The sequence below is a fragment of the Blastomonas aquatica genome, assembly GCF_014639875.1.
Classification (GTDB): domain Bacteria; phylum Pseudomonadota; class Alphaproteobacteria; order Sphingomonadales; family Sphingomonadaceae; genus Blastomonas; species Blastomonas aquatica.
This window is the reverse complement of record NZ_BMGD01000002.1, coordinates 611,205-624,512: the sequence shown is the minus strand read 5'-3', so window position 1 is coordinate 624,512 and position 13,308 is coordinate 611,205. Positions and strand designations below refer to the sequence as shown.

Genomic DNA, 13,308 nt, shown 5'->3' with positions numbered 1-13,308 from the left:
GCCACGAGAGAGGACGACTGAACATGCATAAGGCCGCACTTCTTTTAGCAACTTCGTACCTTGCACTTGCCACCCCGGCCTTCGCCGAGACCGTTGCGACCACCGCAAGCGACGCCGCCACTGCTGCAACCGCAAACGAAGCCGATGCCGACACTCAGCCCGATAAAAATCGCGCTGGGCCAGCCGAAGAAGTGTTCTCCACCGGAATGGCCAAGGGCCGCGACCGGCTGGACAGTGCCACATCGACCAGCTCGCTGCGCGGCGAGGACGTGCGCAAGCTCGGCAGCCGCTCGATCGGCGATATCCTGCGCACCATGGCGGGGTTGCGGGTCGAATCGGGTATCGGCGAAGGCAACAACAACTACACCGTGCGCGGGCTGCCATTGGCCGCCGGTGGGTCGAAATACATGCAGTTCCAGGAAGATGGCCTGCCGCTGCTCGAGTTCGGCGATCTGTTCAACGTCGGCACCGATGTCTATCTGCGCAACGATTTCAACATCGCGCAGATCGAGACGATCCGCGGCGGTTCGGCCTCGACCTTCGCCTCCAACTCGCCCGGCGGGCTGATCAACATCATCTCGCGCACCGGCGATGTCGAAGGCGGATCGATCCAGCTGACCACCGGCCTCGACTATGACGAAAAGCGCGTCGATTTCGATTATGGCGCACGTCTGGGCGAGAATACGCGCTTTCACATCGGCGGCTTCTACCGTTCGGGCGAAGGCCCGCGCCGCGTCGGCTTCGACGGTTGGCGCGGCGGCCAGATCAAGGCCAACATCACCCGCGAATTCGCAAACGGCTATGTCCGGCTGTACCTCAAATATCTCGACGATCGTTCACCGACGTTCGCGCCGTATTTCATCAACATCACCGGCACCAACGACGATCCGAAGTACCGCAACTTCGAAGGGTTCGACCTGAGGCGGGATTCAGTGCTTTCGCCGTTCCTGGGCCCGGTGGTGACGCTGGACCAGAACAACCAGCCCGCCGCATTTCCCATCGCGACCGGTCAAAGCGCCGTGTCCAAGTCCGTCGGGCTTGAGGCGCAGTTCGAGGTCGCCGGATGGACGATCACCGAAAAGATGCGCTACGCCGCCAATGGTGGTGACTTCAGTCGCGCCTTCCCCAACACCGCCAACACGGTCTCGGCCTTTGCCGCGGGCCAGGGCGGTGCAGGCTCGACTGCGCGCTATGCCAGCGGACCCTTGGCGGGCCAGCCGATCCTGCCCACCGACATGATCAACGGCAACGGGTTGCTCTCGCTATACTTCGTATCGTTCGTGCGGGCGCGGTCGCTCGACAACTTTACCAACGATCTACGCGCATCGAAGGTGTGGGATCTTCCCGACGGCAAGCTGACCACCACGGTCGGTGCTTATCTCGCCACACAGGATCTGCACACCACCTGGCTGCACACCGCGATGAACATCGACGCCAATGGCAATGCCGGAACCGCGATGGTGGATATTTTCAACGCAGCAGGCGTACCGCAAACGTTGAACGGCTATTTCTCTTTTGGTCGTGCCAGCAGCCTATTTCGCCGCGCGTTCGATGTCGATTACAAGGTGTTCGCGCCTTATGGTTCGATCAACTACCATTTCGGCAAGATCGCGATCGGCGGCAGCGTGCGTTACGACACCGGCCGCGTGCGTGGTTCGCTGGTCGGGGCCGATCTGAACAATGGCAGCAACGGCCTGATCACGCAGGACATCAACAACGATGGCATCATCAATCGCGCGGAAACCCGCGTGGCGGTCCTGCCGTTTACCCAGCCGGGCGCGGTGAATTACAATTATGGCTATCTGAGCTATTCGGGCGGGATCAACTACCGCGTGTCCGAGCCGTTCTCGCTGTTCGGACGCTACAGTAAGGGCGCCCGCGCCAATGCCGACAAGATCCTGTTCACGCCGCTGATCAACAATGCCGATGGCAGCGTGCGCAGCAATCGCGACAAGCAGGATGTCGTCAAGCAACTCGAGGGCGGTTTGAAGTTCCGTCAGGACGGAATCACCTTCAACGCCACCGCTTTCCGGGTGACCGCTGCAGATCACAACGTGCTCAATGGCGCGGCCAACCGCACAGATCGCAGCTATCGCGCCACCGGGGTCGAGCTGGAAGGCGGCGTTCAGCGCGGACCGTTCAGCCTGACGCTTGGGGCAACGTACACCAAGGCCAAGATCACAGAAGATCTGCTCGATGCCAGCCTCACCGGAAAGGAACCGCGCCACCAACCCGACTGGACGTTCACCGCGACCCCGCAGATCGACCTGGGCGTTGCCGTGCTGGGGGCCAGCGTGGTTGGAATGACCAAGAGCTTCGCGCAGGATTCCAACCTGCTCGTGATGCCAGGCTTCACCACGGTCGACCTGTTCGCGCAGGTCAAGGTGTTCGATGGCGGAAGCTTCTCGCTCAATGCGAACAATGTGTTCAACACGCTGGGCATTTTCGAGGTCAATCAGGCCAGCATGCCAGCCAATGGCGTCGGGTTTGCTCGGGCGATCAACGGTCGCACAGTTTCAGGCTCTCTGCGCTTCGATTTTTAGGTTTGGGAACGATGCAACCGTTGGCGCGGTCGTGTCGGCGCAAATAGGGGCATAGCTACTACCAGCCAATGCTTCGCGTCCCTGTGCTGCTGCTCAAACGACAGCAGCACAGGAACGCGCGCGATTAGATCGCGTAACGCAATATCGCCGCGAGGCTTTCACCGTTGGGGATGTCCTCGCGGCGCACCGCAAGCACCTGTCCGCCCGACTTGAGCACGCGGGCAGCAATTTCATCGACCACACCATAGGTGGCAGCGCTGGCGGTGTCGTCAAAGGTGATCTCGCCGGTGGTCTCGTCGATCGAACCGGGGACGACTTCGTCCATATCAATCAGCAATGTTTCCACCGCACCGAACGTGGCCGCGCGCGCGGCGCGGGCGATCTGGGTGGTTGCACGACCGTCATTTTCACGCGCGCTGAACGTGTCGCGCACATCGGCCAGCAGATCGGCGTGGATGCCGTCCAATATCGGCCGCGCGGCCTCTGCCAGTTCGCCCGGCGTCATGCGCGCAGGGCTGGTGGCAATGCCCTGCTCGGCCAGATCGGCATAGCTGCACACCGAGCGGAACATCGCGTTCATCGGCTCGGTCGCCGCCAAAATCAGCGGCTCATGCCGACCGTTCAGCACAGAGCGCAAGGTGGCATCAATCCGCCTCGCATAGGCGCGCAGAAGCACCTTTTGCCCCTCGCCGCCACCCTTGCGCTGGGCATAGCTGCGCGAATTGACATTGGCGGTGCCCGCAAAGCTGGCGGCGTCCTTGGGCATGTCGGGTACCCGGACCTCTTCTGCGGGGAGCTCACCAGTGACCTCGACAAGGCGCACGGCGTTTTCCTCTAGCGCGAGGACAAACGCGTGCTGCCCCACGCCCACCGCACGCAAGATGGGCTTGAGGTGAAATCGGTCGGAAACCTGCACCATGTCCTGCAAATGGGTCGGCAGCCGGAAGCTGCGCAGGGTTTCGGGCGTCACGAGGATAGCCAGCGAATTGGCCTGGAACTTCCAGAAGTCATCATCATCCTGCAGATCGTGAACCTGGTCTTCGATGGCTTCGATGATGCGCTTTTGAACACCGACCGCTTCCAGCTGCGTCACCGCCTCCTTGAGCAGGTTGCCCACCTGGATACGCGCCTGATCGATGTTCTGGGTTTCGGCTGTTGTCTGGAGATAGAGACTGACCGAAGCGTCGGACCGGGCTGCGATCAGCCGGTCAAGTTCAGACCGCGTTGGAATATCGACGTAAAGCATGGAATGTCCTTTGTGCTGGGTGGCGCTGACCCATGGGGTCGTCGCGCAGGGGGCCGCATTCAGGGTTCGATGCGGCAAGGTTTACCGCGCATATACGGCGGGGTGCAGGAACACGTTCCTGTCCGCCAAGAGGCTTTTGCCGATTAACTGCAACCCCCCGCGCCCGCTATAGCGCTCCCTTCGGCAGCCCGGCATCAAGCTTGACACCTCTGGATGCGTTGCTGACGCAGCTCGCGCATTGCCTGCGAAGACAGGCTTGGTGGCTCTGCAGCGTCGATGTGGCGATGCCAAGCAAGCCCGCAAGATGGCTCAATAGAGGTGCAGCTCCCGCACCGCGTCCCATGCCTCCTCATCCGCCATCGTCAACGCATCCAGATCGTCCGGTACCGCGCCTGCATCATCCACCCATTCGCGCAAGGCCGGGCCACCGTTGATCACGTCGATCGCGAGCTTGCCGAGCTCGTATTCGTATGGGAAGTCACGCCACACGGGGTAGTCGGGATACAGGGTGCGGATCGCCTTGAAGGCGAGCGCCTGGACGCGCCAGGGGCGGAACGCGGCGTGGTCGTAGACCGAGCCCTCAGCGTGAATATGGACGCCGTGGCAGAGCTTGCCGACATGCTTGTGGAAGGTCGGCTCGAACCAGATTTCGCGAAGCGCGCAGCCGGTGAGCCAGTGCGGAGCGATATCGTGCATCCTGACGATGACAGCGCGTGCATCGATATCGGGCGCGCCGAAAACCTCGAGCGGGCGCGTCGTGCCCCTGCCCTCGCTCAATGTCGTGCCCTCGAGCATGACCGTGCCCGCATAGGCGCGCGCCATGTTGACATTGGGAGCGTTGGGGCTGGGGTTGATCCAGATGCGGCTGTCGGGCCAGCCGAAGCCGAGCGCGGCGTCGGGCTGCCAGCCCTGCATTTCGATCACGCGATAGTCAACATCGAGGCCGTAGTGCTTGATGAACCAGTGGCCCATCTCGCCCAAAGTCAGCCCGTGGCGCATCGGCATCGGCCCGGCGCCGACGAAGCTCTCCCAGCCCTCGCTCAAGGTCAGCCCCTCGACCGGGCGGCCTGCGGGGTTGGGGCGGTCCAGCACCCATACCGATTTGCCCTCCTTCGCCGCCGCCTCGAGCATGTACAGCAGCGTCGTGACGAAGGTATAGATCCGGCAGCCCAGGTCCTGAAGGTCAATCAGCACGACATCGAAGCTGTCCAGCATCGCATCGGTCGGGCGGCGCACCTCGCCATACAGGCTGAACACCGGGATGCCGTGCACTGGATCGGTAAAGTCGGGGCTTTCGACCATATTGTCCTGCTTGTCGCCGCGCAGGCCGTGCTGCGGGCCGAAAGCGGCGGTCAGGCGAATGTCATCGAGCGCGGCCAGCGCGTCGAGCGAGTGCGTGAGTTCAGCGGTCACCGATGCGGGATGCGCGAGCAGGCCCACGCGCTTGCCGTGCAAGGGCTTGCGCAGATCGGGCTCTGCCAGAAGACGATCGATACCGAAAAGCATGGGGCCTCGCGCGCAGGTGGAATAGGATGCGGGCTCTTTACCCCAGCCGCGCGGCAAAACAATCCGCGTGGTGAAAATCGGGTTTGCCCGGCGGATGGGCGAGCGACCAGAAGCTCTTGGAGCCGTCGCGCGCCTCGATGACGGCGGTGATCGCCAGCCCCCAGGGCGCGGGGCCGATCAGGTCGTCCAGTCCGGTCAGATCGATCGTCGCGTGCCAGCGGTTGGAGGCGGTGTGCGCGATCTGCGGCGGCGCATTCAGGTCGATGTCGCGCATACCGGTGCGGGTGTCGTCGAACGCATAGGCCGCCCATGCGCCAGAGGGGGAAAGGTTGAACTCGGCATAGGTGGTGCCAGTGGCAGAGCCGGTGAACACCTCGAAACAGCTGGTCTGCCATAGGTTGTCGCTTCGGCCCGAAGCAGGCGCGGGCCAGAGGATCGTGTGGAAGGGATCGGAGACGCGGACCTCCAGCGCCAGCGCTTCGGCGTCGAGCGTCCATCCGACGGCAACCTTGACGCTGTCGGGGGGCGGGCAATCAGGATGGGGCATCAGCTTGTGGGATTTCATCAGTCGAACTTCGCGGACAATGGCCGGATGTTCAAGCACCATCCCCGTCATTCCCACGAACGCGGGAATCCGCTTTTGCGGTACTGTGGCGCAGAAGCGGGACCCCCGCGTGCGCGGGGGTGACGACAAGGGCCATGGATTAAAGGGCGTGGGTTGGCGACGTGCGCATATGCTGTTAGACTGACGCAAACGTAAAGCAGCAGCGCCACCAATCGGTGCAGGAGATGGATTGTCATGGCGCTGGTTAAAGCTGCCAACCCTTCGCAGATATTCGGTCGCGATGTGTTTCGCGAACTCACCGCCGTATCGCGCTGGAAAGGGCTCGCGTTGGTCGCACATGGCTGGGCGGTGATTGTCGCGCTTGCTTGGGGCGCGGCGTATTTGGGCACTTGGTGGGCGTGGATCATCGCGATCGTGCTGATCGGTGGGCGGCAGCTGGGCCTTGCCATCCTGATGCACGAGGCGGCGCACGGGCTGATGCATCCCGATCGGGCAATCAACAACTGGGTTGGGCAGTGGATCACCGGGGTCCCGATGGGCACCGACATGCACGCCTATCGCACCTATCACCTGACGCATCACCGCTACACGCAACAGCCCGAAGACCCTGACCTGTCGCTGTCTGCCCCCTTCCCTACGACGCGCGCCAGCATGCTGCGCAAGGTCTTTCGCGACCTCACCGGCCAGACCTTTTTCAAGCAGCGCAGCGCGCAGGTGATGATGGCGCTCAAGGGTTTTGGCCCCGACGCGAAGGAGCAGAACCTGTTCGTCGGCAAGGTCATGCTGCGGTTTTTTGCCGCGCAGATCGTGCTGCTGGCGCTGTCGTTCGCGACCGGGCTTGGCGCGCTGCCCTATCTGGTCTGGCTGATCGCGCTGGCGACCACGTTCCAGCTATACCTGCGCATCCGCAACATCGCCGAACACGCCTGCACCGCCACCGGCAGCGAAGATCCGTTCACGCACGCGCGCACCACCTATGCGAACTGGCTGGAACGCGCCACGGTGGCGCCGTACTGGGTCAATTTCCACAGCGAGCACCATCTGTTCATGGGGGTGCCATGCTACAACCTTCCGCGCGCGCACCGGATGCTCGTCGATGACGGTCACGCTGGACGCATGACGATCGCGCGCGGCTATGCCGACGTCATGCGGCAGGTGATCAAGCCGTCACCTGCCGCACGTACGCAATAATCAGACGGTTTCGGACCGCGCCTCTGCTGCTTCGTTGACCGCTTTGGCGATCGCCGCGCTGAACGCGGGCAGATCGTCGGGATTGCGGCTGGTGATCAGATTGCCATCGATCGCGACTTCCTGATCGACGACGTTGGCGCCAGCGTTCTTGAGGTCGGTGCGGATCGAACCATAGCTGGTCATCGTCTTGCCCTTGGCAAGGCCCGCCTCGATCAGCAGCCACGGCGCGTGACAGACGGCGGCGATCGGCTTGCCCGCGTCGGCGAAGCTCTTGATCAGCGCCATTGCGATGTCGTTGGCGCGCAACAGATCGGGGTTGATCTGGCCGCCGGGTAGCACAAGCGCGTCATAGTCCGCAGCCTTGGCACCATCGAGCGGCGCATCGACCGAGACGCTGTCGCCCCAGTCATCGCCCTGCCAGCCGCGGATTTCGCCGCTTTCGGGCGAGACGACATGGACGGTGGCACCGGCGTCGCGCAAGGTATCACGCGGCTTGATCAGTTCGGACTGCTCGAAGCCGTGGGTGGCAAGGATGCAGATAGTGCGACCGGTAAGATCGGGAAGCGACATATAGGTTCTCCGTGTTGGGGGTATGGTACCCCTACGGATCAGCCAGCGCAGACGTTCCAGCATCTGGCCAGCATCTGCCCAGAATTTGGGCAGTGTCGATCAAGCATTCTGCCCGTTTTTGGCGGGCATATCGTTATCCCGCTACGACCCTGACCCATTCGGACCTGATCCAGCCCGATTGGCAAAGCCCCGTGTACATGAGCTCTTGGGTAACCGGCGAGCCGACCTCGCAATCCAGATCGGGGTTCGGGCTGTAGACGATGCCGACCATATCGCCGCCCTCGTCGCCATCGCACAGCCAAACCTTGTCGCCATCCGAGAGATAATCGACCGCATCGAGCGTAGTGGTATCGCCCGGGAAGACCATGATCGCCCCCTCGCCCGCGCCGGTGATTTCGCCCAGGCTGCAAGGGTCGAGGCCATCTGCGGGCCTGAGCATCACCGGACGATTTCCGCCAGTGAACTGCGGCTGCGCCTGCGCCAATGAGCCGGTCATCAACACAACTACCGCCAGGAATGCGCGCTTTGCGTTCATTCGCCCCCTCCCCTTGAACCCATCGCCCGGATTAACCCAGCGCTTGCGCGATCAGCTTGCGGGTGTTGGCGATGCCATACAGCGCGATGAAGCTTCCCATCCGCGGGCCCTGCTCGGAGCCCAGCAAGGTCTCGTACAGCGCCTTGAACCAGTCGCGAAGGTTACCGAAACCATAGGCCTCGTCCTTGCCGATCGCGTAGACGATGTTCTGGATATCCTCGGCGGTGGCGTCTTCGGGCAGCGCGGCAAGCTCGACATCGAGCGTCTTGAGCGCATCGACCTCGGTCCCGACAGGCGCGCGGCGCTTGAGCGTCGGCGCGATGAAGTCGCGGCCATAGTTCACTGCGTTGGCGATCAGGCTGTCGAGCTCGGGGTGCGTTTGCGGCGACACGCCGGGCGCATACTTTTGGACAAAGCCCCAGACCAGATCCTTGTCGTCCATCCCCGGCAGGCTGACGACGTTGAGCAGCAGCCCGAAGCTAACCGGCGGGCTGCCCTCCGGTACCTCGCCAGTATGGATGTGGTGTGCGGGGTTGCCCAGGCGCTTGTCGGCATCCTGGGTGTGCCAGCTGTCGCGGAACTGGAAATATTCGTCCACCGCGCGCGGAACGACAGCCAGTGACAACTGCTTGGCCGCTTTGGGCTCGCGGTAGATGTAGAACGCCAGGCTGTTCTCGCTGCCATAGCGCAGCCACTCGTCGATCGACAGGCCGTTGCCCTTGGACTTGGAGATCTTCTCGCCCTTTTCGTCGAGGAACATCTCGTAGATCATGCCCTCGGGCTTCTGCCCGCCCAGCACGCGCGCGATCTTGCCCGACTGGACGCCGCTGTCGGTCAGGTCCTTGCCGTACATCTCGTAATCGACACCCAATGCGACCCAGCGCATCGCCCAATCGACCTTCCACTGCAGCTTGGCAGCCCCGCCCAGGATCGACTGCTCGATGGTCTCGCCATCGTCGACGAAGCGCACGATTCCCGCTTCGGCATCGATCACCTCGACCGGTACCTGCAGCACAATGCCCGACTTGGCGCTGATCGGCATCACCGGCGAATAGGTTGCGGCGCGTTCGGCGCGCAGCGTTGGCAGCATGATGTCGAGGATCGCCTGATAGTTGCGCAGCACCCCGCGCAGTGCCTCGTCGAAATGCCCGCCCTGATAGCGTTCGGTCGAAGACACGAACTCATAGTCGAAGCCGAATTGGTCGAGAAAGGCACGCAGCATCGCATTGTTGTGGTGCGCAAAGCTCTCGAACTTGCCGAACGGGTCAGGGATCTGGGTGAGCGGCTTGCCCAGATGGGTCCGCAGCATGTCCGGATTGGGCACGTTGTCGGGGACCTTGCGCAAACCGTCCATATCGTCGCTGAACGCCACCAGCCGCGTCGGTGCGCCGCCTGTCAGCGTTTCATAGGCCCGGCGAACCAAGGTGGTGCGAAACACCTCCTGGAAGGTGCCGATATGCGGCAGGCCCGAGGGGCCATAGCCGGTTTCGAACAGCACGGGGCCTAGCCCCTCCGGCTTGCCGTCGCGGTAACGTTTGACCAGCTTGCGCGCTTCCTCAAAGGGCCAGGCCTTGGATCGCAGTGCTGCATCGCGATACGCGCTCACGTGTGTTTCCTTTTCGTTCCGATACCGCCATAAGGGCGGACGATGACCGCTTCCCTAAACTTTCCAGCCCTGCATGCAAGCCATAGCGCAATCTGGTTCGCGCACCCTGGCCAGCCTGCAACGCGCATCTCCAAGGGCGAGGCGATCGGCCGCGCGGCGGAAACCCCGCTGATCATGCTCAACGCGCCGTTGGTGGCGCAGCGGCTGGGATACCCTGAGCTGTCCGGCCTCGACCTGCTCGAGCTGTTCGCGTTCGTGCATCCCGCGCAGTTCATGGTACCGACGCCAATGGGGCTGGCGCGGGCGCTGGGGCTCCCTCTGCCCGCCGTCGCCACCGCCCCCGCCCCCGCCACAAGCATGTTCCCCCGCGAAGGCGGGGGCCCATCTCCTGAACTTTCGGGATTGTTTGGGGGTGGAGATGCAAAGCGTGCAGAAGCAACTGGCGACTTAATACCGAACTTACACGAGATGGACCCCCGCCTTCGCGGGGGAACGGAAAATGGCGGGGGATCGGAAAATGGACCCGAGCTCGGCAGTGATGAGGGCTTGCAGGACTCCGCCATTCCCGCCCTGCTCCACGCCGCCACCCAAGCCCTGTTCGCCACGCTCGAAGACCCCGCCTGGCCGCAGCGCGAAGGCGCGTGGTCGTCGCTTCAGGCGCTGGCAAAGCTGCGCTGGCCATGGGCGGGGGCAGCGTCGCGCCACATCAAGATGCCTGAAAAGGCCGAACGCTGGCTGTTCAGCCGCCTGCCCGAATGGGAGGAGCAGCCGTTGCGGCCGCAGCCCCGGCAGGTGACGCTGAGCGAGGACGCGGTCGAGGCGCAGCTCGAGGGGCTGACCGGCGCCACCGCCGAGCGGCGCGAGGGCCAGCGCCAGTTCGCGCGCACCGCCGCGCACATCTTCGCCCCGCGCGAGCGCAAATCGGAACCCCACATGCTGCTCGCCGAAGCCGGCACCGGCATCGGCAAGACGCTGGGTTACCTTGCGCCCGCATCGCTCTGGTCACAGGCGGCGGGCGGCACCGTGTGGATTTCCACTTACACCAAGGCGTTGCAGCGGCAGCTGTCGCGTGAGACCGAGCGGATTTACGGCAACGAGGCGACGTTCCGCAGCCGGGTCGTCATCCGCAAGGGGCGCGAGAACTATCTGTGCCTGCTCAACCTCGAAGATGCGCTGCAGGGGGGCTTCCAGGGACGCGCGGCTGTGCTGGCGCAGTTGGTGGCGCGCTGGGCCGCGTACAGCCGCGATGGCGATATGATCGGCGGCGATCTGCCCGGCTGGCTGATCACCCTGTTCCGCCGCGCCGGCGTCACCGCGCTGACTGACCGGCGCGGCGAGTGCGTCTATGCCGGGTGCCCGCATTACCGCAAATGTTTCATCGAGCACGCCGCGCGCGCCAGTCAGCATGCCGATCTGGTGATCGCCAACCATGCGCTCGTGATGGTCAACGCCGCGCGCGCGCGCGAACAACAAGGCCGCCCGACGCGGATCATCTTCGACGAGGGCCATCACCTTCACGATGCCGCCGATTCGATGTTCTCCGTTGCGCTGACCGGCCAGGAAACCGTCGAGATGCGCCGCTGGATCATAGGACCCGAAGGCAAGTCGCGCGGACGCAGGCGTGGGCTCGCCGCGCGCCTGTCCGATGTCGCCTCGTATGACGAACTCGGTGGCCGCGCGATCGAGGCGGCGCGGATCGCTGCCGAAGCCTTGCCCGGTGAAGGCTGGCTGGCGCGCATCCGCGAGGGCGCAGCCTCGGGCGAGATCGAGCAGCTGCTCGCCGCGATCCGCGGTACGGTCTACGCGCGGGATGAAAGCGGCGGCGAGGATGCCGGCTATGGCTTGGAAACCGAGCTCGCCGAACTCGATGGCCCGCTGATCGCCGCCGCGCTCGATGCTGCGCGCGCGATCGATGCCCTGCACAATCCGCTGGTCGCGCTGGGACGGCGGCTCGAGGCGCTGATCGAGGATGGGCCAGACTGGCTCGATGGCCCGGCCCGCGCGCGGATCGAAGGGGCGCTGGCGTCGTTGGGCTGGCGGATCGATCTGCTCGCTGCCTGGGCTTCGCTGCTGGGGCGGATCGGTGGGCCCGCCAACCCCGATTTCGTCGACTGGCTGGCGCTAGAGCGGTTCGAGGGCCGCGAGTACGACATGGGACTGCATCGGCGCTGGCTCGATCCGGGCAAGCCGCTGGCCGAAGCGGTGATCAAGCCTGCCCACGGCGTGCTGGTGACCTCGGCCACGCTCAAGGCTGGCGATGACTGGACCCCTGCCCTCACCCGGTCGGGCGCGACCCATCTGGAAAGGCCGCCCGAAATGTTCGAGGCGCGTAGCCCCTTCGATTATGCCAATCAGGCCGAAGTGCTGATCGTCACCGATGTGAAGCGTGGCGACATGGCGGGGCTGGCAGGCGCCTATGGGCGGTTGATCGAGGCGGCAGGCGGCGGCGCGCTCGGGCTGTTCACCGCGATCCGCCGGCTGCGCACCGTGCATGGCCGCATCGCCGACCGGCTCGCGCAATCGGGGCTGCCGCTGTACGCGCAGCACGTCGATCCGATGGAGACCGGCACCCTGGTCGATATCTTCCGCGACGATCCGCGCGCCTCGCTGCTGGGCACAGACTCCTTGCGCGATGGCGTCGATGTTCCCGGGCATTCGCTGCGGCTGGTGATCATGGAGGGCGTTCCCTGGCCCAAGCCCAACATATTGCATCGCGCGCGCCGCGCGGCGGGCGGTGGCACGCAATATGACGACATGATCATCCGGGCGCGGCTCGCCCAGGCGTTCGGACGGCTGATCCGCCGCGCCGATGATCGCGGGCGGTTCGTGATGCTGTCGTCCGCCTTCCCCTCGCGGCTGCTCAGCGCGTTTCCCGCAGGCACCCCGGTGCGCCGGGTCACGCTTTCGGAAGCTTTACAAGCGGTGCAATCTGGCGTTTCTGCCGAGGCAATGCCGGGCGCGCGAATCGATCCCGTGACGGGATCTGAAGGAGAGCTGCGATGAAAAAGCTGACCTTGCTGAGGCACGCAAAATCCGACTGGCTCGACCGGTCGCTGCGCGATTTCGATCGTCCGCTGAACGCACGCGGCCTTCGCGGCGCAAAGGCGATGGGGCTGTATGCGGCCGAAAAAGGCATGACGTTCGACGCGGTCGTCGCCTCGCCCGCCGTGCGGGTTACCGAGACGATCGACCATTTCGAAACCGCCTATGGCCGCACGCTCAACCCCGATTGGGACCGGCGCATCTACCTCGCCTCATCGGTGACGCTGATCGACGTTCTGCGCGGAACGCCCGACGATGCAGGCCATGTTCTGATGGTGGGCCACAATCCGGGGCTGGAAGATCTGGTGTTCGATCTGGTCGCCGATGACGGATCGAGCCCGTTGCGCGATGTGGTCGAGGAAAAGTTCCCGACTGCTGCAATCGCAGTCATGGAGATCGCGATCGATCGCTGGTCCGATCTCGACAACCGCACCGCCAAGCTTGTTGAAGTGACCCGACCGCGCGACCTCGATCCCGATCTCGGCCCGCAGGACGACGATTGAA

The 13,308-nt window shown here is 64.1% G+C and carries 10 protein-coding genes; 4 read left to right on the top strand and 6 right to left on the bottom strand.

What is annotated here, in order from left to right:
• The first annotated feature begins 23 nt into the window (after nt 1–23).
• Nucleotides 24–2,543 (top strand): TonB-dependent receptor domain-containing protein, encoded by a 2,520-nt coding sequence (locus IEW00_RS07120; protein ID WP_188513664.1) that lies wholly within the window; start codon nt 24–26, stop codon nt 2,541–2,543.
• Nucleotides 2,544–2,667: 124 nt separating this feature from the next.
• On the opposite strand, the gene IEW00_RS07115 is transcribed toward IEW00_RS07120, so the two are convergent.
• The 3 genes from IEW00_RS07115 to IEW00_RS07105 all read right to left on the bottom strand — a co-directional run bounded on the left by IEW00_RS07115 (nt 2,668) and on the right by IEW00_RS07105 (nt 5,860).
• Nucleotides 2,668–3,789, bottom strand: coding sequence for a baeRF11 domain-containing protein (locus IEW00_RS07115; protein ID WP_188513663.1), 1,122 nt, complete (start codon nt 3,787–3,789; stop codon nt 2,668–2,670).
• A gap of 309 nt (nt 3,790–4,098) precedes the next feature.
• Nucleotides 4,099–5,295, bottom strand: a complete 1,197-nt coding sequence (locus tag IEW00_RS07110) for an exo-beta-N-acetylmuramidase NamZ family protein (protein WP_188513662.1) — start codon at nt 5,293–5,295, stop codon at nt 4,099–4,101.
• Between the two features lie 37 nt (nt 5,296–5,332).
• On the bottom strand, nt 5,333–5,860 hold the full coding sequence (locus IEW00_RS07105; protein WP_188513661.1) for a DOMON-like domain-containing protein: 528 nt from the start codon (nt 5,858–5,860) through the stop codon (nt 5,333–5,335).
• Between the two features lie 234 nt (nt 5,861–6,094).
• On the opposite strand from IEW00_RS07105, the gene IEW00_RS07100 reads away from it, so the two are divergent.
• Complete coding sequence (locus IEW00_RS07100; RefSeq protein ID WP_188513660.1) at nt 6,095–7,051, top strand: fatty acid desaturase family protein; 957 nt, start codon at nt 6,095–6,097, stop codon at nt 7,049–7,051.
• Here IEW00_RS07100 and IEW00_RS07095 read toward each other — a convergent pair whose 3' ends face one another.
• From IEW00_RS07095 to IEW00_RS07085, 3 genes are all read right to left on the bottom strand, one after another.
• Nucleotides 7,052–7,621 (bottom strand): type 1 glutamine amidotransferase domain-containing protein, encoded by a 570-nt coding sequence (locus tag IEW00_RS07095; RefSeq protein WP_188513659.1) that lies wholly within the window; start codon nt 7,619–7,621, stop codon nt 7,052–7,054.
• A gap of 133 nt (nt 7,622–7,754) precedes the next feature.
• Nucleotides 7,755–8,117, bottom strand: a complete 363-nt coding sequence (locus IEW00_RS07090) for a hypothetical protein (RefSeq protein ID WP_188513658.1) — start codon at nt 8,115–8,117, stop codon at nt 7,755–7,757.
• A 70-nt stretch (nt 8,118–8,187) separates the two neighbouring features.
• Nucleotides 8,188–9,762 (bottom strand): lysine--tRNA ligase, encoded by a 1,575-nt coding sequence (locus IEW00_RS07085; RefSeq protein WP_188513657.1) that lies wholly within the window; start codon nt 9,760–9,762, stop codon nt 8,188–8,190.
• A 42-nt stretch (nt 9,763–9,804) separates the two neighbouring features.
• Here IEW00_RS07085 and IEW00_RS07080 point away from each other — a divergent pair, with 42 nt between their 5' ends.
• Together IEW00_RS07080 and IEW00_RS07075 are read left to right on the top strand one after the other, a co-directional pair.
• The gene (locus IEW00_RS07080; RefSeq protein ID WP_188513656.1) at nt 9,805–12,765 is read left to right on the top strand and encodes an ATP-dependent DNA helicase; all 2,961 of its coding nucleotides are present in this window, start codon (nt 9,805–9,807) and stop codon (nt 12,763–12,765) included.
• Nucleotides 12,762–13,307 (top strand): SixA phosphatase family protein, encoded by a 546-nt coding sequence (locus IEW00_RS07075; RefSeq protein ID WP_188513655.1) that lies wholly within the window; start codon nt 12,762–12,764, stop codon nt 13,305–13,307. Before IEW00_RS07080 ends, IEW00_RS07075 begins: the two co-directional genes overlap by 4 nt.
• The last annotated feature ends 1 nt before the right edge of the window (nt 13,308 follow it).